The organism is Microbacterium sp. NPDC079356, assembly GCF_049545465.1.
GTDB classification, from domain to species: Bacteria; Actinomycetota; Actinomycetes; order Actinomycetales; family Microbacteriaceae; genus Microbacterium; species Microbacterium gawkjiense.
Window position 1 is genome coordinate 409365 of sequence record NZ_JBMWDN010000001.1, and the last position, 22164, is coordinate 431528.

At 64.0% G+C, this 22164-nt stretch carries 20 protein-coding genes and 6 pseudogenes; 11 read left to right on the top strand and 15 right to left on the bottom strand.

What is annotated here, in order from left to right:
• From ACPEH0_RS02010 to ACPEH0_RS02025, 4 genes are read right to left on the bottom strand one after another with little or no spacing between them, the layout of a single operon-like run.
• Positions 1 to 585 carry an NADH-quinone oxidoreductase subunit J gene (locus tag ACPEH0_RS02010; protein ID WP_359917685.1) on the bottom strand — a complete coding sequence of 195 codons (585 nt, stop codon included), beginning with the start codon at positions 583 to 585 and terminating at the stop codon, positions 1 to 3.
• Entirely contained in the window at positions 582 to 1523 is a 942-nt protein-coding gene (locus ACPEH0_RS02015; protein WP_359917688.1) for a complex I subunit 1 family protein, read from the bottom strand. The genes ACPEH0_RS02010 and ACPEH0_RS02015 overlap by 4 nt, the downstream gene beginning before the upstream one ends.
• Positions 1516 to 2832 carry a hypothetical protein gene (locus ACPEH0_RS02020; RefSeq protein WP_359917691.1) on the bottom strand — a complete coding sequence of 439 codons (1317 nt, stop codon included), beginning with the start codon at positions 2830 to 2832 and terminating at the stop codon, positions 1516 to 1518. Before ACPEH0_RS02020 ends, ACPEH0_RS02015 begins: the two co-directional genes overlap by 8 nt.
• Positions 2823 to 3173 (bottom strand): NADH-quinone oxidoreductase subunit A, encoded by a 351-nt coding sequence (locus tag ACPEH0_RS02025; RefSeq protein WP_359917694.1) that lies wholly within the window; start codon positions 3171 to 3173, stop codon positions 2823 to 2825. Before ACPEH0_RS02025 ends, ACPEH0_RS02020 begins: the two co-directional genes overlap by 10 nt.
• Positions 3174 to 3316: 143 nt before the next feature.
• On the opposite strand from ACPEH0_RS02025, the gene ACPEH0_RS02030 reads away from it, so the two are divergent.
• Positions 3317 to 4213, top strand: coding sequence for a potassium channel family protein (locus tag ACPEH0_RS02030; RefSeq protein ID WP_359917697.1), 897 nt, complete (start codon positions 3317 to 3319; stop codon positions 4211 to 4213).
• Positions 4214 to 4412: 199 nt separating this feature from the next.
• Here ACPEH0_RS02030 and ACPEH0_RS02035 read toward each other — a convergent pair whose 3' ends face one another.
• The 3 genes and pseudogenes from ACPEH0_RS02035 to ACPEH0_RS02045 form a co-directional block, all read right to left on the bottom strand.
• On the bottom strand, positions 4413 to 5294 hold the full coding sequence (locus ACPEH0_RS02035) for a multicopper oxidase family protein (RefSeq protein ID WP_366213135.1): 882 nt from the start codon (positions 5292 to 5294) through the stop codon (positions 4413 to 4415).
• A pseudogene (locus tag ACPEH0_RS02040) lies at positions 5273 to 5589 on the bottom strand (multicopper oxidase domain-containing protein). Before ACPEH0_RS02040 ends, ACPEH0_RS02035 begins: the two are co-directional and overlap by 22 nt.
• A 286-nt stretch (positions 5590 to 5875) precedes the next feature.
• Positions 5876 to 6001 (bottom strand): SHOCT domain-containing protein, encoded by a 126-nt coding sequence (locus tag ACPEH0_RS02045; protein WP_423719415.1) that lies wholly within the window; start codon positions 5999 to 6001, stop codon positions 5876 to 5878.
• A gap of 19 nt (positions 6002 to 6020) precedes the next feature.
• Here ACPEH0_RS02045 and ACPEH0_RS02050 point away from each other — a divergent pair, with 19 nt between their 5' ends.
• The 5 genes and pseudogenes from ACPEH0_RS02050 (at position 6021) to ACPEH0_RS02070 (ending at position 9095) form a co-directional block, all read left to right on the top strand.
• Positions 6021 to 6314 carry a transposase gene (locus ACPEH0_RS02050; RefSeq protein ID WP_366213407.1) on the top strand — a complete coding sequence of 98 codons (294 nt, stop codon included), beginning with the start codon at positions 6021 to 6023 and terminating at the stop codon, positions 6312 to 6314.
• Between the two features lie 2 nt (positions 6315 to 6316).
• A complete protein-coding gene (locus ACPEH0_RS02055) occupies positions 6317 to 7003 on the top strand; it encodes an IS3 family transposase (RefSeq protein ID WP_366213134.1) in 687 nt (228 codons plus the stop codon).
• 195 nt (positions 7004 to 7198) lie between these two features.
• Complete coding sequence (locus ACPEH0_RS02060; protein ID WP_359917700.1) at positions 7199 to 8308, top strand: IS110 family transposase; 1110 nt, start codon at positions 7199 to 7201, stop codon at positions 8306 to 8308.
• Between the two features lie 10 nt (positions 8309 to 8318).
• Positions 8319 to 8624: pseudogene (locus ACPEH0_RS02065) on the top strand (transposase); the annotation flags it as partial.
• Positions 8625 to 8789: 165 nt separating this feature from the next.
• Positions 8790 to 9095 carry a cupin domain-containing protein gene (locus tag ACPEH0_RS02070; RefSeq protein ID WP_359917703.1) on the top strand — a complete coding sequence of 102 codons (306 nt, stop codon included), beginning with the start codon at positions 8790 to 8792 and terminating at the stop codon, positions 9093 to 9095.
• A gap of 197 nt (positions 9096 to 9292) precedes the next feature.
• Here the strand turns inward: ACPEH0_RS02070 and ACPEH0_RS02075 are convergent.
• Positions 9293 to 9604: pseudogene (locus ACPEH0_RS02075) on the bottom strand (transposase); the annotation flags it as partial.
• A 224-nt stretch (positions 9605 to 9828) separates the two neighbouring features.
• Here ACPEH0_RS02075 and ccsA point away from each other — a divergent pair.
• Positions 9829 to 10029 (top strand): annotated as a pseudogene (ccsA, locus tag ACPEH0_RS02080) (cytochrome c biogenesis protein CcsA); the annotation flags it as partial.
• 354 nt (positions 10030 to 10383) lie between these two features.
• On the opposite strand, the gene ACPEH0_RS02085 reads toward ccsA, so the two are convergent.
• The 6 genes from ACPEH0_RS02085 to ACPEH0_RS02110 all read right to left on the bottom strand — a co-directional run bounded on the left by ACPEH0_RS02085 (position 10384) and on the right by ACPEH0_RS02110 (position 15426).
• Positions 10384 to 10713, bottom strand: coding sequence for a metal-sensitive transcriptional regulator (locus tag ACPEH0_RS02085; protein ID WP_359917706.1), 330 nt, complete (start codon positions 10711 to 10713; stop codon positions 10384 to 10386).
• 15 nt (positions 10714 to 10728) lie between these two features.
• Positions 10729 to 13017: a heavy metal translocating P-type ATPase gene (locus ACPEH0_RS02090; RefSeq protein WP_366213132.1), complete on the bottom strand. Its 2289-nt coding sequence runs from the start codon at positions 13015 to 13017 to the stop codon at positions 10729 to 10731.
• A gap of 46 nt (positions 13018 to 13063) precedes the next feature.
• Positions 13064 to 13273 (bottom strand): heavy-metal-associated domain-containing protein, encoded by a 210-nt coding sequence (locus ACPEH0_RS02095; protein WP_359917712.1) that lies wholly within the window; start codon positions 13271 to 13273, stop codon positions 13064 to 13066.
• A 96-nt stretch (positions 13274 to 13369) separates the two neighbouring features.
• Positions 13370 to 14194 (bottom strand): F510_1955 family glycosylhydrolase, encoded by an 825-nt coding sequence (locus ACPEH0_RS02100; RefSeq protein ID WP_366213131.1) that lies wholly within the window; start codon positions 14192 to 14194, stop codon positions 13370 to 13372.
• Between the two features lie 93 nt (positions 14195 to 14287).
• The gene (locus ACPEH0_RS02105; RefSeq protein ID WP_359917717.1) at positions 14288 to 14872 is read right to left on the bottom strand and encodes a DUF305 domain-containing protein; all 585 of its coding nucleotides are present in this window, start codon (positions 14870 to 14872) and stop codon (positions 14288 to 14290) included.
• Between the two features lie 107 nt (positions 14873 to 14979).
• On the bottom strand, positions 14980 to 15426 hold the full coding sequence (locus tag ACPEH0_RS02110) for a DUF6153 family protein (protein ID WP_423719404.1): 447 nt from the start codon (positions 15424 to 15426) through the stop codon (positions 14980 to 14982).
• A gap of 130 nt (positions 15427 to 15556) precedes the next feature.
• Here ACPEH0_RS02110 and ACPEH0_RS02115 point away from each other — a divergent pair, with 130 nt between their 5' ends.
• From ACPEH0_RS02115 to ACPEH0_RS02125, 3 genes and pseudogenes are all read left to right on the top strand, one after another.
• On the top strand, positions 15557 to 16867 hold the full coding sequence (locus tag ACPEH0_RS02115) for an APC family permease (protein WP_366213129.1): 1311 nt from the start codon (positions 15557 to 15559) through the stop codon (positions 16865 to 16867).
• A gap of 709 nt (positions 16868 to 17576) precedes the next feature.
• Positions 17577 to 17950: pseudogene (locus ACPEH0_RS02120) on the top strand (transposase); the annotation flags it as partial.
• A gap of 277 nt (positions 17951 to 18227) precedes the next feature.
• A pseudogene (locus tag ACPEH0_RS02125) lies at positions 18228 to 20972 on the top strand (AAA family ATPase).
• A 257-nt stretch (positions 20973 to 21229) separates the two neighbouring features.
• On the opposite strand, the gene ACPEH0_RS02130 reads toward ACPEH0_RS02125, so the two are convergent.
• A complete protein-coding gene (locus ACPEH0_RS02130) occupies positions 21230 to 21409 on the bottom strand; it encodes a helix-turn-helix domain-containing protein (RefSeq protein ID WP_359917727.1) in 180 nt (59 codons plus the stop codon).
• Positions 21410 to 21527: 118 nt separating this feature from the next.
• Here ACPEH0_RS02130 and ACPEH0_RS02135 point away from each other — a divergent pair, with 118 nt between their 5' ends.
• Entirely contained in the window at positions 21528 to 22139 is a 612-nt protein-coding gene (locus tag ACPEH0_RS02135; protein ID WP_359917730.1) for a hypothetical protein, read from the top strand.
• Positions 22140 to 22164: the final 25 nt, after the last annotated feature.

Below are 22164 nucleotides of genomic sequence, written 5' to 3' on the forward strand. Positions count from 1 at the left end.
TCAATTGTGGTGCCCCCCTGCCATCGACGAGTCGGGCGGCATCGGCGTACCGTCGCCCTCTTCGTCGTCACGATCCTCACCAGCTGGGTCGGAACGGCCGTGCGGATTGGCCAGCACCAGTGCCGCGACAATCGTGGCGAACAGAACGGGGCTGATGACGAGCATCACCAGCATTTTCGAGCCCATGATCGCATCACCCAGTGACCTGACGAGGTCCGCGGCAGGTTCACCGGCACGCGCGGGCCAAGGGATGACAAACGCTGCCACCGCCAGCAGCACGAACACGACCGCCGCGATGATCATCGAACGGCGTTTGCTGTGAGTCATATCCATCGGCATCAACGCCGGGTTCATTCCCATGAACATCACCATGAAAACGGCCATGATCGCCATCTCCATCAACATCATCAAGATGGTGATCACCCCGATATAGTCCAAGTTCAAGACAACGAGGATCGCGCCGACACACACGAACGACACCGCAAGGGCGTAGGTAGCCCGCGCCATCGAGTTGACCACGAAGACGGCGATGCCGCTCGCGACAGCAACCACAGCGAACAACCAGAACAGCGCAGCCGCGATCACAGGGCACCCCCGTTGACGCCCACGATCACGGCGACGACGGCGACCTGAACGATCGTCAACGGCAAAATGATGACCCACGCGAGCCCCGCGAGACGGTCAGGTCGAATCATCGGGAAGAGTCGTCGCACCGTCAACATCCCCGCCAGCACGACCAGCGTCTTGATGAGCACCCACATCGACGGTGGCAGCCACGGACCGCTTCCGCCACCGAGGAACAGCGGCACCGCGAACGCGGCACCCGCGACGAGGACGGCGTACCGACCCACGAGAACGAGCAGCCGGTCGACGCCGCTCAGCTCGGCAATCACGCCAGAGGCGATATCGCCGCTCATCGCGGTATGGAAAGGACCCCACGACGAGAACGCCACCACGGATGCGACGAAAATCAGGAATGCCACCGGCATCCAGACGACAAACCACAGGTTGCCCTGCGCGTCCTGCACATCGAGCATGCGAAGGCTCCCCGCCGCGATGGCCGGCGCGGTCAGCGCGAACATCAGCGGAAGCTCGTACGAGAGGGCAAGTGCAAGGAAACGGTATCCACCCACCAGCGACCAGGAACTGTTGGCTCCCCACCCGAGCAACCACCACAGCGCCCACAACAACACGTCGACGGCATTGAACCACACCAGACCCACGGGCAGGTCGGCCAGGACGAAGGATCCGAAAGGGATCACCAGCATCTTCAGCATGCCCGCGATGACCAGTCCTGCGCCGGCGATACGCCACAGCAACGAATCTGCCCCCGCAAGAGTGCGGCGTTGCTGGCGGAGCAGGCGGCTCACCTCTCGAAGGGGTGCGGCGGCTGCGGTTGCGACCGGTGAGCCGACAGATCGAGCATCAAGCATCGCGTTCGCGGCCGCCGCTGCCCAGGCGACCACGACGAGACCGCCCGCGACGAGTAGCACGGCGACGAAACCCGTCGCCACCTCACCCACGCGGCACCCGCTCCCGTGAGAACGCATGTTCCAGCCCGAGGGATGCCACAATCAGGCGGACGGCCGAGAGTTCGTGCCCGACGACCGCGCTGCGGATCACCTCGCTGGTCGCACTGTCCGCGGCGGACCCGAGCGCCAGACGGCTTGGGGGAGCCGCTTCAGGGTCAAGCAACGCGGAGCAGGTGCGCAGCCAACCAACGAGTGTGCCACGCGGATCGATGGATTCGTCCGCCGCGATACCCTTCGCGCTCCACGCCAGCGTCCGTGACCGCTCTGCGCGGCGGGTAAGACGGACCAATCGGGGTCGCACTTTCTCGAGCGGTACATCACCAATGAGGTCGTTGCGGACACGCCGCGCCTGCGCGGCCATCGGATCCCAGCCGACCACGGCCAGAACTCGCGATGCTGCATCGCACAAGCGGGCGGCATCCTCCCGAACAGATCCCGCAGGCAATTCGTTGGCGTCACCCCACTCGATCTCCACATCGGTGACCAGATCACCATGCAACGTGCAGTGCACAACGAGCGCGGCGGGCCAATCCGACAGAATCGGACCCAGGGTGAGGTGGGTGGCATCCATCTCCAACCCATCACGGTCCTCCGATCCGCCAGCAAGGGGGATACCGCCGGGGCCAGACATATCCATTCCGTGACCCGAGTGGTCCATGTCGTGTCCGGACTGGCCCATTTCGTGTCCGGAGTGGTCCATGTCGTGACCGGACATGTCCATGTCGTGCCCGGACTGGCCCATTTCGTGTCCGGAGTGGCCCGTGTCGTGGGGCATTTCCATGTCGTGTCCGGAGTGGCCCATTTCGTGTCCGGAGTGGTCCGTGTCGTGACCGGGCATGTCCATGTCGTGTCCGGACTGGCCCATTTCGTGTCCGGAGTGGTCTGTGTCGTGGGGCATGTCCATGTCGTGTCCGGAGTGGTCCATTGACATCTCGGCGACGACGGGCGGCTTGCTCGCCTGCTCACTTCGAGCCCGCATGCGCTGGGTTGTGGTGTCGCGGAGGTCCTCAACAACGGCATCCAACGTCGACGACAGGTCTGCAACATTAGTCACAATGGCGCGCGCACGAGGGGCGGGAACCTGCTGCCACACCGAATCAATCAACGCGCTCAGCGCCGCCTCCGGTCGTCCGCAGACCAGCAGCGCGTCACTGTCTGCGGGCGCACACGCCAGTGCCCAGCCGCGAGCCGTGACCGCAGCCTCAACCCTCATCCGCAAAAGACCCGAGCCGGGGGCCTCGACGATCATGACGTGAACGCGCTTCACCGCGGCATTGGCCACCCACCCGGTCAGACCCATCGGAAGGCCCCTTCACGCCACGCCCACACAACGCCCGCGACCAACAGCGCGAGAAACACGAACATCTCGATGATGGCTTCGGCACCGCGTTCGGCCACGATAACCGCCCACGGATACATGAACAGCATCTCGACATCAAAAGCGAGGAACACCAGCGCAATCGGGTACCAGCGTGCGTGATACCGGGACAGCGCATGTTCGCGTGGTTCCCAGCCGGACTGGAACGGGAGGACCTCCACGACCTCCCGGGAAACCGCCGCAAACCGACCCACCATGTACACCAATCCGACCGCGGCGAGACCGAGGCCGATCACCATGAAGACGCTGATGTAGGGGGACATGCTTCGCATCTCACTTCCGGATCGGCGAAGGTAGCGCGGTCATGCCCGAGCTTAGGCTGTAGTCGTAGGAATCTCCCGGGTTCCGCCGGTTTGATGTCGTAGTGAAACGCAGATCGGTAGTTGGCGGTGAAATCGGAGGACGAATGGAATGGCTGGTGCGCGCCGCGGGAGCAGTGATCGTCTTACTGGTACTCCGCGACATGTTCCACACTCTGGGCCACCCGGAAGGGCAGGGTAGTCTCAGTCGACTGGTGCTGCGCACTATCTGGCGAATGTCACAGTACCGCCAGGGACGCGGACGGCTGGGCCAGCTCAGCGGACCCCTGGGGTTGTCGACCGTCATTGTCACGTGGGGCACGCTCGCGGTAGTCGGTTGGGCGCTGCTCTACCTGCCTTCGGTTCCCGAAGGCTTCATCTATGGTCCTGGCTCCGCCACGGATAGCGCGAACGCTCCGCTGGACGCTTTGTACATCTCGATGATCACGATCTCGACACTCGGTTTCGGGGACGTCGTGCCTGCGCCGGGATGGCTGCGCATGGCCGTCCCTCTTGAGGCCCTTTTCGGATTTGGACTCCTGACGGTCGCTGTGTCATGGGTACTGCAGATCTATCCAGCGTTGGCTAGGCGCAGAGTGCTGGCGATCACGCTGTCAACAATGCGGCGCGCAGAGGTTGTCGGGGGAAACCAGGATGCTGATTCCGTGATTCTGCCAGTTCTGTTGGAGCAGCTGGCGACCGCCATCATCCAGGCCAGGGTCGACCTCAGCGAATACTCCGAAACCTACTATTTTCGCGACACCGACCCCAACTCGTCGCTGGCGGCGATGCTGCCCTACGCCGCGGACCTCGCCGGAGTTGCGAAGGAGTCATCGCAGCCTGACATGCGCATCGCGGCACGCCTATTGACCGGGGCGCTGGAGGAGTTCGCCGGGGTCCTCCAGGGTCGGTTCCCACGCACTACTCCCACGATGTCCGACTTGCTTGCGGCATATGCGATCGACCATGGTCATGACCCCGTCAAATACAACAGCTCACCATAGGGTCCGCCTACCACACCCACCCACCGTGTTCAATCGACTTCGGTATCGACCCGCCGCAGGTGACGTTGTACTTGCAGTAGGGGATGCACGCACGGACCGACTTGGAGCGACTATTTGGCTCCGCCTGAACGATGCAAACGGCGATAGTCGTTGCGGTCAGATGTGCCGCCGGATGCGTTGGCAGTGTGGATCGATCGATTCAGCCGACGGAGATGACTCCCATCATGCCGTTGACTTCATGGTCGAGGATGTGGCAGTGGTAGACGGTCTTGCCGCTGAAGTCTTCGAAGGCGATGCGCACGATTGAACTGCTTTGGGCTGGCACGTTGACCACATCCTGCCAGGTGGGCATTGTGGCCGTCTCTGATCCGATGCTGAGCACTTGCATGGGCCAGACGTGGAGGTGGAACGGATGATCCATCGGGCTCGTGTTGATGATCTTCCACTCTTCCACGGTCCCCGACGTGACATGGTGATCCACGCTGCCGGGGTCGAAGGTTGTGCCGTCAATGGTGAAGCTCATCATTCCGCCGCCCATCCCGCCCATCCCCATTGCCATGATCAAGGTGCGGTCGCGTGAGATGGTCCTGTACCTCAGGTCGCGAGGGGCCGATGCCACAGCAAGCTCGTTCGCGGGGGACACCGCAGATCCCGCCACCACCACAGTGGCGGGGTCCACGGCCGCCGTTGATCGTGTACTGCCTCCCAGCATCCCCGCGGAGCCGCGGTCTACTGGCACCGCCCGCAGCACGGAGTTGCCCGGCGCCATGGTCACGATCACGTCGGCCCGGTTTCCTGGCAGTAGTCGTAGGGATGTGGCATCGAGGGGTGCTCCGAATCGGCCAGAATCGTTGCCGAGCAGTTGGAGGCGTTGACCGTCCAACCGCAAGTCGAGGTAGCGCGAGGTACAGGCGTTGACGACGCGCCAGCGTTCTCGGTCTCCCGGACGGGCGGTCACAGTTGAACCCAGTTGGCCGTTCACCAGCACCGTCGCGCCCTCGCGGCCGTTCATTCGCTCGGTTTGCGATGCCTGCACGATCTGGCCAGACGAGCCGAAGGTCATGTCGGAGATGACGAGCACCCGCTCGAAGCTGACACCGATAGGCGTCGGGTCCTCGACGATGATGGCACCGTAGAGGCCACCGAAGACCTGGTCGGCTGCCAGGCCGTGATGGTGGGGTGATACCAGTACACGCCCGGCAGGTGGTTCGCGGGAATCTCGTAGCGGTAGTCCGCTGAGGTCCCAGGGTCGATTCGCCGGAAGACGTTGTCGCTGGTGCCCTCGGGCGAGATGTGCAGTCCGTGGGTGTGCAAGTTGGCGGGCTTTGGAGTTGGTTCCGCATCGCGATCGATAGCACATCTCCGGAGCGCACCACCAGCGTCGGACCGGGTACCCCGCCGTTGTAGGTGAGGGCTGAACGGGCGTACCGCCGATGGTCAGTGCCGATCCGGACGCGACCAGAGCGACATCAAGTAGCCCGTTCACACTTCTGAGCACCTCAGGTTCCGTTAGTTCGCTTCCTCCGCCGGTGCCAACGTTAGACGTCACCGAACCGGGAGCAGGGGACTGGCTGCTCCACAGCAGTCCCGTACCGCCGGCGACGACGAAAGCGGCACTAATCCCGCCGAGGGTCAGAGCGGCGCGCCGGGTGATTGGTTCCACTACGGCTTCAGACCCAACGTGGCCAGGCGCTCCCGGTACTCCTCGGAGGTCAGCTCACCCTTCGCATACCGCTCATCCAGGATCTGTTTCGGGGTTGTGGGCTTCCCCTCGTATCGTGGAGATATCGCTTAAAAGGGAGTGGCGATGAACAGGTATCAGAAGTTCGATGATGACTTCAAACAGGGTGCGGTGCGGATCGTCGAGGAGACGGGTAAGCCGGCCGCGCAGGTCGCCCGGGAGCTGGGTGTCAACGAGGGCACGTTGGGGAACTGGGTGGTCAAAGCACGCCGGGCACGCGATGGCGGCGATGGGTCGTTGACCGAGTCGGAGCGTGCGGAGCTGGTGCGGTTGCGGAAGGAGAACACCGAGCTGCGCATGCAGCGTGATGTCCTCAAACGATCGACGGCTCTCTGGGTCCAGGAGGCGATGGGTCGGTAGCGGTGGCCGCACACATCACCACCCAGAGGGCCGAGTACCACGTGCCGATCGCTGTCGCGTGCCGGGCGCTGGGAGTATCCCCGGCCTGGTATTACAAGTGGCGCCATGGTGACCCCTCGGCCGCGCATGCCCGTCACGGTCAGCTTCAGATCGCAACCCGTCGGCTGTTCGCCGCGCATCGCGGCACCTATGGGTCGCCGCGGATCGTCGCGGACCTGCGGGACGAGGGCTGGCGGGTGAGCGTGAACACCGTCGCGGGGGTGATGGCCGAGTTGGGGTTGCGTTCTCGGGCGAAACATCGGCGGAAGGGCACCACCCGGCAGGGCCGGGGCAGGTGGCGGGCTGCGGACCTGATCAACCGCGATTTCGGTACCGATCGGATCAACCACAAATGGTATGGCGATGGCACCGAGATCGTCACTGGTGAGGGCAAGCTCTACCTGGACAGTGTGCTGGATATGGGTGGGCGCCGCATCGTCGGATACGCGATGGGGGAACATCACGACGCGCCGCTGGCGGAGGCGGCGTTGCAGATGGCGGTCGCTGTCCGCGGTGGCCGTGATGCGATCAGCGGCGTCATTATGCACACGGACAGTGAGACTGTTCGTGCTGGTGTTCTCGGGGGTCCTGACCCTCACAGCGATGGACGCGCGAGGATGTTGGTGCCGGGTGTTCTCAGGGGTTCCTGACTCTCACTCCGATCGACATTTGCTGTCTTTCCTCGGATCTGTCGGTCTCCTGAGAACACCCGGTGAGGCGTCACGCCTCGCCGCCGGAGTGACCTAAGGAGAGCCTGCGCCAACAGGTGCTCATCACTGTCTTGTCCGCCGGTCTGGTGGTGCGCGATGCCGTTCCCCGCCCATGCGAACAGATCGGAGCACGACATGACCATCATCCCCGACACCACCCGGCGACCTCAACCACGAACACCAGTGTTCGCCGGCGTCGACACCCACAAGGAGATCCACGTCGCTGCGGTCATCGATCCAGCTGGCACGGTCCTTGGAACGCATAGTTTCTCCACAACACGCGCGGGCTACCGGGCGTTGCTGGCATGGGTGCGCAGCCACGGCGATCTGATTCGGATCGGGATCGAGGGCACCGGGTCCTACGGCGCCGGTCTCACACGGCACCTCGCCAAGCACGATGTCGTGGTCCTCGAAGTCGATCGACCTGATCGTTCGGATCGTCGCCGGAAGGGCAAGGACGACGATCTCGACGCGATCAACGCTGCCCGCGCCGCGCTACACGAGCGACGCACGACGATCCCGAAGTCCAAGGACGGCGCGGTCGAGGCCCTCAGAATCCTGCGGGTCGCACGCGCCCAAGCCGTCCGCGAACGACGGAACACGTTGCAGTTGCAGAGGATGTCGATCGTCGCGGCTCCGGACGAAGTCCGTGACCAGGTTCGCAATCTGACCCGCATGCAGCTGATTCGTCATCTCGCCGCCTGGCGACCCGATGTCTCCAACGCGACCGACCCGGTCATCGCCTACCGGGTCGCGCTCAAATCGTTCGGTCGCCGCTATCTCGAACTCACGGACGAGATCTCCGACCTCGACGACCTCATCAACCCGATCGTGCAAGCACTCGCACCGCAACTGCTGGAACGGGTCGGGATCGGCATCGAGGTCGCCGGCCAGCTGCTGGTCACCGCTGGCGACAACCCGGACCGGCTGCGCTCAGAAGCCGCGTTCGCGATGCTCTGCGGCGTCTCACCCCTGCCCGCCTCATCAGGGATGACCCAGCGCCACCGTCTCAACCGCGGCGGTGACAGGCAAGCCAACCGCGCCCTCCATCTCGCCGTGATCAGCCGCCTCAGGCTCGACCCCAGAACGAAGGCTTACGTCGCGAAGAAGACCGCCGAAGGACATTCCAAAATGGAGATCATCCGCTGCTTGAAGCGCTACCTCGCCCGCGAGGTCTACTTCCTCCTCAACCCCGGCATCCAGCACATCACCCCGAACACCAAACCACGCAAAATTGCCGCTTGACTCTTAGGAGAGCATCCACGGCTCGGTCTACACCTCGAAGGCCTACGTGAAGCTCTGCAACGACCTGAAGGTCACCCAGTCCATGGGGGCTATCGGGACCAGTGCCGACAACTCATTGGCGGAGAGCTTCAACGCCGCGCTGAAACGCGAGCTCCTCGCCGGGCGCCCTGCGTTCCCAGATCAGGCCACCGCCTACCGGGCCGTGTTCCGGTGGGCCAACCGCTACAACACTCGCCGACGCCACTCCGCGATCGGCAACATCTCACCCAACGCCTACGAAGCGACCACATCCGCTACCCTCGCGGAAGCAGCATAACCGAAGCGACACCGTGTCCACGATCAAGGGTCAAGGCCCGAGAGCTAGTCAGCGGCTGTCGTGCCAAGGCCGATCGGACGATATGTCGTGCGTCCACTCGCAGTGCGGTAACACGCACCACAATTGAGGGAGCAAATCGTGCAAAAAACGTCGCTCACAGCGCTCGTGCGACAGCAGTTCGAGCTTGCTCACGTCGCGTCCAGCGGCCGGAGCGCGACAACCGTGTACGGCGGCCACGAACACGTCCTCCGACAGACCGTGATCGCTCTACAGTCAGGCAGGGAACTCAGCGAGCACTCCAGCCCGGGCGAGGCAACCATCTATGTCCTGTCCGGACGGGTCTTGCTCGAAAGCGAGAACATGTCCTGGTCGGGCTGGATCGGTGACCTTCTCATCGTCCCCGCGGCCAATCACACTCTCAAGGCGGTGGAAGATTCTGCCGTACTGCTCACCGTTGCCAAGCTGATCTGAGCACTACCCGGTACGTGCACGCCACTACCGGGCCGGCCGAGTCAGCAAGAGCCGGACATTCCCTGCACGGGCCCGGCCGGCCTTCTCTCGCCAACTCGATGGGCCCGACGAATTACCGAGCACGCTGGACCATATCGAAAACGACATATTCGTGACAAAAGTTGAACCGAGCCGGAGGTGCTCGTCGCGGCAGCTGCGGGCCGCCCAATCGTGACCTGGCCGGTCGCTTCGGTGAGCGCCGTCTTCGGTCTCGTCCGGTGGCGCACGTTCCCGCTCTCACGGTCAGGACCGTGACGGTTCTTCTCGTGCCCGAGGTGCTCGGTGAGCTCCTCGCTCAGCGCGGTCTCGAGCACGTTCTTCGTGAACTGCTTCAACAGGCCGTCCGGGCCCGTCAGAGCAAGGCACTGCTCTTTGGCTAGACGGACCAGCTCGGCAGCCGCAGCAGCCTCCGCGGATCGGTCATCATCATGGTGTTTCTTCGAACCCACAACTTCCAGTGTCGTAGTCATCACGGCACCTTCCCCGCCACGCTCACGCGCGGCGCGTCAGGCCTGAAACACCGTATAGTTCGCCGTCCCGTGCTCTGCGCCGTCCCTCTAGTTAGCGGAAGGATCGACCGCCACTGACCCGCGGGTGTGCGACGACGCTATGGTCGCCGCCGAAGATGCTCGTGGCAGGACCGTGGGTTGCCCGCGAAGTCGATTTCCGCGAGAGATGAGCCGATCGTGGGTGCCGCTACTGGGGCTTCGACACGAAGGAAGTCTGGACCTTCGTGATCTGGGTCCTCTACGCCGGATACATCCACGCCCGCGCGACACGCGGATGGCGCGGCACCCGGTCGGCATGGCTGTCGATCATCGGCTTCTCAGCCGTCATGTTCAACTTCACGATCGTGAACATGTTCTTCAAGGGTTTGCACGTCTACAGCGGGCTGAACTACACAGTTTGTAGTAGCCCTATTTTGGTGACGGGGTCGGCCGTCAGGCTCAGTGATCTTCCCGCCATTTAGGATCACGCTCGAGGATGGCCCGAGAGTGTTGCTGCCGGTGTTAGTGATGGCCGCGGCCCATTCACGGTTCTTCACCGCCCGAATGACCTCGACGCGCGCGACAGTCCTCAGAGATCGATTCCCGCATACTTCCCCCGTAACGGCTGACCTTCTCGCGGCCTACGCCGCCGACCACGGGCGCCGTCGCATGGATGGCGATCGCGATCAATAGCCTCATCGCCTAAGCAGTAGCGAAGCGTCGCATCAAGCGGACGATTAGTTGCGTCCGGTTGGGCGCCATCACGAGCGGACGAGCCGGGCGATGGCGTCGGTGGCTTCTTTGATCTTCGCGTCGGCTTCGTCGCCGCCGGCCCGAGCGGCGTCGAGCACGCAGTGTTTGAGGTGGTCGTCCACGAGTCCGAGCGCGACCGCTTGCAGAGCGTTGGTGAGTGCGCTGACCTGCGTGAGGATGTCGATGCAGTACTTCTCTTCTTCGACCATGCGGGAGATTCCGCGAGCTTGCCCTTCGATGCGCTTCATCCGACTGAGGTACTTGGCCTTGTCGGTGATGTAGCCGTGGTGCGCGTGTGGTTCTTCTGCGCTCGCGTCTTCCGTGGTGCTGTGCGGCATGGTCGGCTTCTTTCGTTACGCGTTTTGCAGCGCGGGAGTGGGGGCGGGTTGCGACGCGGGGGACGCGGTCGCGTGGGAGCGGAAGCGGCGCAGGCGAAGGCTGTTGCCGACGACGAAGACGCTGGAGAAGGCCATTGCGGCGCCGGCGATCATGGGGTTGAGGAGCCCGAATGCGGCGAGGGGGATCGCGGCAGCGTTGTACGCGAAGGCCCAGAACAGGTTGCCTCTGATGGTGCCCAGGGTGCGGCGGGAGAGGCGGATGGCGTCGGCGGCGGAACGGAGGTCGCCGCGGACGAGGGTGATGTCGGATGCTTCGATTGCGACGTCGCTGCCGGTGCCCATGGCCATGCCGAGGTCGGCCTGCGCGAGGGCCGCGGCATCGTTGACGCCGTCGCCGACCATCGCGACGACTTTGCCTTCGCCCTGCAGGCGTGTGATCACGTCGACCTTTTCGGAGGGGAGGACTTCGGCGATGACCTGATCGATGCCGACCTGGCCCGCGATGTGCGCGGCGGCTGTCGGGTTGTCGCCGGTGAGGAGGATCGGGGTGAGGCCCAGGGCCTTGAACTGTGTGATTGCCTCGACGCTGGTGGGTTTGATCTGGTCGGCGACGACCAGGACTCCGCGAGCTTTACCGTCCCACGCGACGAGTACCGCGGTCTGCCCGTGAGCTTCGGCCGCGTCTTTCGCGGCGACGAGGTCGGCGTCCGGGTGAACGGACCATTCTTCGAGCAGGGCGGTGCGTCCCACGAGCAGGGCGCGTCCGTCGGTGACGCCGGTGACGCCCTTGCCGGGGACGTTCTGGAACGACTCGACGTCGGGCAGTACACCGGTGTTCTGGGTGGCGGCTTTCGCGATGGCCTGGGCGATGGGGTGTTCGGAGGCATCCTCCACCGCGCCGGCAAGACGCAGGACCTCATCGCGGGACTCGCCGGGAGCGGTGATGACGTCGAGCAGTGCCATCCGTCCCGTGGTGACCGTGCCGGTCTTGTCCAGGACAATCGTGTCGACGCGGCGGGTGGATTCGAGGATCTCGGGGCCCTTGATGATGATGCCCAACTGAGCGCCCCGCCCGGTCCCCACCAAAAGGGCGGTCGGTGTGGCGAGGCCGAGTGCGCAGGGGCACGCGATGATGAGCACCGCAACAGCGGCGGTGAACGCGGCGTTGGCACCGAATCCGAGGGCCAACCAGGTCGCGAGGGTGAGGACCGCGATGACAAGGACGATGGGGACGAAGATCCCGGAGATGCGGTCGGCGAGACGCTGCACGTCGGCTTTCCCGGACTGGGCGTCTTCGACGAGTTGCGCCATCTGCGCGAGCTGCGTGTCGGACCCGATCCGGGTGGCGCGGACGACGAGGCGTCCGTCGGCGTTGACGGTCGCGCCGGTAACCGAGTCACCTTCGGCGACTTCCACCGGTATTGATTCGCCGGTGAGCATGGACTGATCAACCGCCGATGCGCCGGTGGTGATGATCCCGTCGGTGGCGATCTTCTCGCCGGGGCGCACGACGAACTCGTCGCCGACCCGCAGTTCCGCGACGGGGATGCGGGTTTCGACGCCGGCATGGAGGACGGCAACGTCCTTGGCGCCCATTTCCAGGAGAGCGCGGAGGGCGGCGCCGGCCTGCTTCTTGGCCCGTTTTTCGAAGTAGCGGCCCGCGAGCACGAACGTGGTGACTCCCGCGGCGACCTCGAAGTAGATGTTCCCCGCCCCGTCACTGGGGGTGACAGTGAACGTGAATTCGTGGGTCATGCCGATGTGACCGGCGGTCCCGAAGAACAGCGCATACAGCGACCACAAGAACGCGGCGGACGTGCCGATGCTGATCAGGGTGTCCATCGTCGCGGCGCCGTGACGCAGATTCAGCCACGCGGCACGGTGGAAGGGCCACGCACCCCAGATCACAACGGGTGCAGCCAGGACGAGCGAGACCCATTGCCAGTACGGAAACTGCAGGGCCGGGATCATCGCCATCAGGATGACGGGAACCGAAAGCGTCGCCGAGACGATCAGCCGGCGACGGAGGCTGCGAAGCTCCGCGTCGTCGCTGCGATCCTCCTCGGGAGTTGCCGGCGTGGGGAGGACGGCGGTGTAGCCGGTGTTCTCGACCTCGGCGATCAGGACCGCGGGGTCAAGGGTCGCGGGGGCAGTGAGCTGCGCCTTCTCGGTGGCATAGTTCACCGTCGCGGTGACGCCGTCGAGCTTGTTGAGCTTCTTCTCGATGCGCATCGCGCAGGATGCACAGGTCATCCCGCCGATCTCCAGCTCGATGCGGGTGTCGTCTGCGGCATCGGTGCTCACCGGACGCTCCTCGTGGACGAATTGCGCTCGTCCGCCCCCGTGGCCATTAGGCTGCGACCGCTTCGTACCCTGCCTCATCGACAGCAGCGATCACGGCGGAGACCTCGACGGGCTGCGAAGAGGACACGACGAGCTTGCCGGTTCCTACGTTGACGTCGATGTCTGTGACACCGGCCACCTTCGATACTTCGTCGCGCACCGACTTCTCGCAATGCCCGCACGTCATGCCGGTTACCTGAAACTCTGTCGTTTCCATTGTTCGCACCTTTCATTTGACGGGGGTACCCCTAGGGGGTACTCCCACCATACAACCGAACTGGTGCGCGGGGCATTCCCGAGCACCAGTTCGAGGTCAGTTCGATGCGGGCAGGTAGCTGAGGCCGCGCTCGTCAACGAGGACGATATCGCCGGTGTTCGTGATCGCGACGGCCTGCGCGGAGCCCTGGACGGCGCCCGCTTCGGTCCACGCACCCGCCGCCGAGGTCACCCAGATCGTGTTGTCGGTGTCGACTCCCACGACCAGTTCGTGATCGGGGGACGCCGCGACGCGGTACACGGCAGGAGCGTCTGCCCATGGGCTGAACGAGGCCCCGCCGTCGGTGCTGAGCTGGGTGCCTTCGGGTGTCGCGGCGATCACGCGCCCCTCCCAATCCACGGCGAACGCGACGGCGTCAGTGGTCGCTCCCGTCGACGACCACGAGTCGCCGTTATCGGTGCTGGAGAGCAACTCCGGACTGTCGGTGGCGAGCGCGAAGACCGTGCCGCCTGGACCAGAGGTCATGGCGTGGAAGTCCTTCTGTCCCGTGAACGTGACAGGCTCCCACGAGGCGGCACCATCCTTGCTGCGGATGATCCCCAGGTGCGGGGCTCCCCACTCGGCGGGTGTGTTCGCGCCAGGGTGGCCTGAGGCGAGCAGGGTGCCGTCGGTGGCGGTGAGGCCCATTGCGTCGAAATCAGCGCTCCCGACACGCCCGCCGAGGGCACCGGTCGCGTCAACGGCGTAGATGCCCTCATGGGTTCCAAGAAGGAATCCTTCACCGGCCGGATCGGCGACGATCGCATGCACGTGAGATATCGCGGTGGCAGCCTCGGCAGAGTCGGTGGGAGCGGAAGCTGTTTTGGCGGCCGAGCATCCGGTGAGGGTGAGAAGTGAGAGCGCGATGACTCCGGTCGTCACACGTAGTGAGAAACGCATGTAAAGCCCTTTCAAGAAGTAGCGAGGTCGGCGGGGCGGGGGCGCCGTAGATCCACAGCGCCCCCGCATGCGACATCAAAGAGAGGTGAGCAGTTCTTGCATGAGAGCGATCTCGCTCGTCTGCGCGTCGACGATCGTTTGTGCGAGTTCGAGTGCATCCGGGCTGCTGCCGTTCTGCAACTCGGCCTGTGCCATCTCAAGAGCGCCCTCGTGATGGACGATCATCTGCTCAAGGTAAAGGCGCGACGCTTCCGCGCCGCTTGCGGCCTCGAGCGTCGCCATGTCGTCGCCGGACATCATCCCGTCGCCCATACCGTCCATGCCGTCCGACGCGGACATTCCCGAGCCGTCCAGCCAAGACTGCATCAACTCGATCTCTGGGCCCTGCGCTGCTTTGATCTGCCGCGCCAGATCCTGAACGCTGTCGTCGATGCCGTCTTTCGCGAGAATCATGTCGCTCATCTCCACGGCTTGCTCGTGATGCGGGATCATCATCATCGCGAACATCGAGTCCGCAGCGTTGAAGCCATCCTGTGCCGTGGCAGACGACGATGGCGGCATGGTGCCACCATCCATCCCCGGCATCGAGTTGTCGGCACCGCCGGCGCAGCCGGCCAGCACAAGCGCGAGAGCCAGTGGAGCGGCCGTCAGCGCAGTCATTCGAATTCTGTTCATTGTGGAAAGTCCTCTTATATGTGTCGTTGAAGCAGTACGTGGTGCCCACCAGGGGGCAGAGTCTTTCCGACCGGGCGGCCGGGAAAGAGCACTCACGTACGACTGATCGACAACTCAATCAAAGAGGGCGGACGCAGCGAGACGAACACTCGCGGCAAGACGAAGGCGGGAGCGAGGCTCGGTCCGCGTGCACGGAGGAGTCCCGGAGTCGACTTCGCGGCCAGCAACACGACCACAAGCAAGCCCAGCACGCATGCCAGCATCATGGCGCTGTGGCCGCCGCCAGCGCCACAATCAGCGCAGCCTGAATCCGGAGCGGGATGAGAGGTGGTCGCCAACGCATGCGCGTCCATCGACGCGATCTCCACAGTGGACGCGGTAGCGGAGGCCATGGGAGCGGTCGACACGGTGTGCATTCCGAGGATCCCGACAGTAACCAGCAACGCCAAGAGCACAGTGGGCACCAGAAGAGACGACGCCGTCGCGCGTCGGTTCATTCGTGTCATGGAATAGGGCTTCGGAACCTCACTCGCGAGCATACTTCCCCCGGGTATTGCGCCGGCCCAAAAAGTACCGAATACACTCCCGGCGCCCCGTCCCACTCAATACCCCCCTAAGGTATAAGTGAGAGCTCTTCTTGAGAAGCTCTGTCGAACGGAGTCGGTGGTTGTGACAGACGCAGATCAGAAGATATCCCTCGTCGGGTCGATATCGCTGGGCACCGGCGTCATGATCGGCGCTGGCATCTTCGCGCTCGTCGGACAGGTCGCAGGGTTCGCGGGGGACTGGTTCCCACTGGCCTTCCTCGCGGGCGCCGTCGTGGCGGGAGTCAGCTCGTACTCCTACACGCGATACTCGAGCGTCAACCCTTCGGCGGGCGGCATCGCCATGCTGCTCAAGGATGCCTACAGTCCTGGCATCGTCGCAGGTTCCTTCACCCTCTTCATGTACGTCTCGATGGTGGTCGCAGAGAGCCTGCTTGCCCGCACCTTCGGGACCTACATTCTGCGCCCGTTCGGCCTGCAAGACTCGGCCATTCTCGTTCCGGTCCTCGGAGTAGTGGCCATCGCCGCCGCCGCGATCGTCAACCTCGTCGGCAACTCCTTGGTCGAAAAGTCGGCGATGACAACCGCGATCATAAAGATCGTCGGAATCGCCGTCCTCGCTATCGGTGGCCTGATCGCCGCCGCCGCGTCCGGTGACGGGCTCCTTTCCAAGGCCTCCGGCGATCCGGTGCAGCCGTTCGGGATACTCGCCGGCGTCGCGCTCTGCGTCCTCGCTTACAAGGGATTCACGACGATCACCAATCAGGGCGATGACATCCAGAACGCGAAGAAGAACATCGCCCGCTCCATCGTCATCTCCATCGCCATCTGCGCGGTGCTCTATCTGCTGATCACCCTGTCGGTCGAAGCGAGCATCGGCGCGAAAGGCGCCGTCGACGCCCGAAACTACGCCCTCGCCGAAGCAGCCAAGCCACTGTTCGGGGCATGGGGAATAGGGCTGACCGTCGCCATCGCGGTCGTCGCGACGTTGTCCGGGCTCCTCGCGAGCCTATTCTCCGTGTCGCGTCTGTACGGGATGCTCCAGGAGATGAAACAAGCTCCGTCGCTGCCGAAGAAGGTGCCCCACCAGCCCATGCTGATCACCGCGGGCCTCGCGATCACCGCCACCGCGCTGCTCGATCTCAGCCAGATCGCGTCGATGGGTGTCTTCCTCTACCTCACGATGGATATCGCTGTGCAATGGGGCGTCATCCGGCATCTCCGTGAGAAGATCGAGGCGAACTGGTGGCTCCCTGCCCTGACGATCGTGCTTGATTTCGCCGTGCTCGTGCCGTTCACGGTGCTCAAGGCCCAGGCCGACTTGATGACCGTTGTTGTGGCGGCGGCAGTTGCCGCAGTGATCTTCGCTGGACAGGCGATCGTCGTCACTCGGCGCGATAAGAACGACAAGAACGACAACCGAAGGATGCACTGATGGAACCCCGCAGGATTCGCCTCGTGCAGGGATAGATGTGTAGCTGTGTTCCAAGAATCCGCACGGCCCTGAGGTAGCTCTCGACCTGGTCAGCCATGACTCCCGACGGCGGACACCCGAGCACTCGACCACAGGGGTGAGCTCGCTAGAACTCTCCCAAAAGTTCGATCCGATCTCCCTCCGGGTCCGAAACCCACCCGAAGACCCCGACCCCATCCACCTGATGCGAATCGCCTTCGACATCTACTCCTCGGCGCCCTACTTGCTCGAGCATCGCGACGAGAGTGCGCATGCGGAGGTTCAACACGACCTGTTGGTCGGCCCCGATCGAAGTAGTCTGTGGCCCCTTCGAATGGGACAAACACCGTGGGCCCGCCCTGCTGCTCCCACTGACACCGTGCTCATCGGGGTCGAGCCCTAGTACCGTTCGAGACCACTCCTAGAGCGAGGCCGGATTCTTCGCCTGCAGGAAGTAGCTGCCTGTCGAATCTCACGACAGTCGTCAGATCGCGAAGTCGCTGACCTAGGGCTTTCTCGCTCGAGTTGTCAGCGCGGCCGTGATCTGCGGGAGAGACACCCCCTATCCGTAGGGTTTCGCGACACGTTCTGGCGCAGGCGAAGCTCGCGCGGTGCCTCGCTGGGACTGTGGATTTAGCGGTGTTTCCGGCCTGACGCGCCGCGCGTGATGCGTGGCGGGAAAGGTGCCGTGATGAGCACGACACTGGACGTTGTGAGTCCGAAGAAGCACCAGAACGATGACCGATCCGCGGAGGCTGCTGCGGCGGCGGAGCTGGTCCGGCTTGCCAAGGAGCAGTGCCTGGCCCTGACCGGGCCGGATGGGCTGTTGAAGCTGTTCACGAAGAACGTGCTCGAGACCGCGCTGAACGAGGAGCTCACCGAACACCTCGGGCACGAGAAGAACCGTGCCGGCCCGACCGCGACGGCGGAAACGTGCGCAATGGCACGAGGCCCAAGACGGTGCTGACCGAAGCGACCGGGCAGGTCACCATCGATGTTCCTCGGGACCGGGACGGGTCGTTCGAGCCGCAGATCGTGCGCAAGCGGCAACGCCGCCTGAACGGGGCCTGTATCTTGTCACCCGTAGCCTCGACCCCACAGGGCGTGGCCGCACCCGATGGACAATGCGCTGGAAGCCCGCTCTCAACGCATTCGCCATCACCTTCGCCGACCGCTGGCCGGCCGCAGAGACCTACTAAATGAAAACCGCCGGAAACACCGTTACTGAAACAGTCCCAAATGCAGGACGACTACGCACAGTAAGAACACCAGTGGTAATGCACGCAGGCACCAATGTGTAAGCGCCTTCCATTTAGACATAAACGGGCGTAGCCTGAGCGCCATGCGCGGCGGTTTGGAGCGTTGGAAGCGGGGTGTCGATTCCCGTGGGGTTCGACATGCGATCGCTTACGCACTCGAGGGAACTTGCGACGCGCACCTGCAGCATTCGACTGGCTCGGATGCGCTGGCGATCTATAGCGAGTCCGCCGATTCGACGGTGACAAGGTACGTCGTCCAAGACGGCGCCGTCCGATCGGACGGCCTGTCTGCTGGCGGCCTGAGGGTATGGCTCACCGGGCACGATCCAGCGACAGGGGAGGAAAGGGGCACGTCCCTACTCCGACCAGACGCCGATCTCCTGCTTGACGGCACGCTCAACCATCCCAAGTCGTACAGCATCGCGGCACTACTGCACCCCGAGCTCGCGATCGCATTCGAAGCGCTCCAAGACCGGCTTCGCGACCGCATCCTTATCCTTTGGCAACGCGAACTGAATGCTCGTCGGGGACACGGCGGGCTCGTTCGCGAGTCAATCGCGCGGCTCGAGGTCGTCGAGTTGCAGCACCGGCGCTCCCGGGCGCTCGACCCGCACGCCCACCGTCATCTCTGGTTGAACGTGAAGGTTCAAGGCGAAGACGGCAAGTGGACCAACGTGGACTCACGCGTCGCCATGAGATTTCACACCGTCGTCAACGCGGAAGGTGAGCTCGCAGCTCGCACTGACCCAGACTGGATCGCCGCGCTCGCACGCCATGGATACACGATCGGCGCCGAGGGCGAGATCGCGGAACTCGCGTCCGCCGTGCAGCCGCTCTCACGCAGATCGGCGCAGATCGAAGCCAACCGCGTGAGGCTGATCGCGCAATGGAGTGCCGCACACCTCGGGTCCCAGCCATCGGTGGCGGTGCTCGCGCAGATCGATCGACGCGCGTGGGCTGTGTCGCGCCCGAACAAGCCGGCACACTTGGACGAACAGACATGGGAAGCCTCCGTCCGTGACGAACTCGCCGCAGTTGACGTCAACATCACTACCCCGCGAGTGGCGCACAATGTCCCCGACGTCGCGATTGCTGAGCTCGACATCGATCTGCTCGCTGCTCGCGCGCTGGCAGACGCCGACGAACGCTCGACCTCATCGGGTGGCCGTTTCAGTCTGTTCGATCTGCGCGCCGGTGCCATTCGTGCAGTGTCCAGGACTGGGATCGTCGCGGATCGTGCGGTCCTCGAGGAACTCATCGAAGAAATCGCGCTCTTGGCTCGCGGTCATGCGGTGAAGCTCACAGATGCAGAAGGCGTGCCCGGCCACGTGAAGGCTTTCATGGCGACCGACACGATGCGACTCAAGATCCGCCTCGCGGGACGCTTTGACGCGTTGTCTGCGCCTGGTCGATCACAGCTCCCCAATGAGATGCGTCGAGCCGCAGCATCGGTCGACGAATTCGATCGTCTCGACCAGTCACAGCTCGCTGCGGCATGCGCGATCGCTGGTACGCACGGTCTGGTCGCGGTGACGGGCCCGGCCGGCGCGGGGAAGACGACGATGCTGCGGGCGGCCTTCGTCTCGCTGACTGCGCAACGGCGGCGGATGCTGGTGGTCGCGCCCACCAGCAAGGCCGCGTCGGTGGCAGCACGCGAGACCGGCGCTGAAGCTTCCAGCGTGCATGCGCTCCTGGCAGATCACGGTTACCGCTGGTATCGCGGCGCCGCAGGCTCGACCTAATGGTGCCGGCTCGGTGTAGGTGAGGTCGATTCCGTAACCGGGGTCACGTACGCCGGTCCCGCAAGGTTCCCGCTGTCGGCGAGAGACCGCATCGTCGTCGATGAAGCGGGAATGGTTGATCTGCAGACCGCGGATTCTCTCACCGAACTTGTCCTGGAAAAGGGCGCCAGTTTGGCGATGGTCGGCGACACGAACCAGGCTCTGCCCGTCGGCCATGCCGGCGCGATGGCATCGGCGATCCGGCACGCGACCGCCGCGGTGGAACTGGACACCGTACGTCGCTTCCACGATCCCGAATACGCCGCGCTCACCCTTCAACTTCGCAACCCTCGCGACCGCGATCACGCGTTGAAGATCGCCGACGAACTCATCACCACCGGCCACGTGCGCCGCGTCGATAACCTCGAGCAGGCTCGAGCGGCGCTCGTCGACGGCTACTTCCACTGGCGTGGACACGGACGGCGCGTCGCGCTGGTGTGCGGAACCAACAGCGAAGTCGATGCCGTCAATACTGAGATCCAGCAACGCCGCATCGACATCGGTGAACTGGACGCGACATCGCTCGCGATGGGAATAGGTGAACAGCGCATCCTCCTCGGCGACCTCGTGCAAACACGCCGCAACGACCGAAACACCGGCGTCCACAATCGCGCGCAGTGGATCGTCGACCGCATCGGTCCCGATTCCATTGGCCTGTTGTCACCGACCGATAGCGGCGTGCGGAGCCGCGTAAGCCGCGACTATGCGCTCGAGTACGTGCAGCTCGCTTACGCGACCACTGTCCACGGTGTGCAGGGGGACACCATGGACGCCGCCATCGTCGGCCCAAACGTTGATGCAGCGGGACTCTATGTCGGGCTTACTCGAGGACGCCACCACAATGAGGCCATCTGTGTGGCCAAAACTGATGCCGCCGCGCGCGTCGGTGTGGCCGCGACGATGCTCCGAGGAACGACCGAACTCACGATCGACGACTCGATGCGCGCCGCAGATTCCGAGCTGCGCCGGGCCGCAAGAGTGCGCGCGATGGCGCCGCAGGGCTACGGGGCGCCGGTGTCTGGCGGACACGGGATGTCGTGGCTGTGACCTCGGAGATGGGTGCGTGATTGCTCTACGCGTGCCCGCCCTCCGGCGCCGAGAGGGTAGCGGTCGAGGAGTGCTCCATTCCCTGCGGTCGCTATTTGCAGACTCCGCTCGCCGCTGCGCGTCGTGCTGCGCTTACCAACCGCTCCCTTCGGGCACTACGCCCTCGTCGACCGCTAGATCGGCCATTATCGGAGCGAAGGTGAAGAGCGAGGTGAATTCAAGGTAAATATGACCAGCAACACAACGAACGTGGAGCGTCAGACCTCCACGCCAAAGAGGCGCAGGAGAGCGGCACGGGGAATCATCCGCCGCGGCCCAAGTTGCACACTGGGAATCGTTCCCCGCTCGACGCCGAGCCTGATCGTGCGGTAGTCGACGCCAACAAGATCAGCGGCATCCTTCATCGTGAGAGCCAGACAATCTGGCGACTTCTGCATGGCAGCATTCCTTTCTGAGTGAAGATCGACACTCTCCTCCGACGCAAGGTACCACAAATGTGAACCAAGAGCGACGCTCCTCTTCGCCTTTCCGTCAAGCCATGGAATAGTGGAGCCTGTGACAGACATCGAGACCTTTGACGTCAGCAAAAAGAGGATCGACCTGGGCAGCGGGGTGAGCCTCCCCAGTTCGTGGTGCGCCCGCGTCACGGACGAAGACGACGTACCCGGAGCTATCACCGTCCGCGCGGAATGGGATTCAGCGCTCGGGCGCAGCGCAGTCGTCTTCGTGTCGCTGGAGCGGGGGAGTGGTGGCATCGATATCACCAGTCAGAACCTCCGGGAGATCCGTACGCACTGGATCCTTACGAGATCCGCGATGGAAGTCGTCACCGTCGACGAGGGAACGGATACGCCGATACCCGTTCACCAATTTCTCGCCCACCAACGCGGACGCACCGGCCGGACTCCCGAAGCAGCGCTCATTGACGCCGTCGCAATCTATCGTGTCGCAGGCGCGATCAGTTTCCCGCCGCTCAAACTCGTCGCCGATACACTCCACACAAGCCAAAGCACCGCTACACGGTTGATGGACCGTGCGCGAACCGATGGAGTCGCGCCAGAAGTCCGGCTTCAAGAGCCCCGACGCGCGCCGGCGGTCGATCCGTTCGAAGGCATTGGACCGTTCACAGGGCACGGCGCGCCGACTACTCCATCCATTGGTCGATAGGTCCAAAACCTACCCAACACTGTCA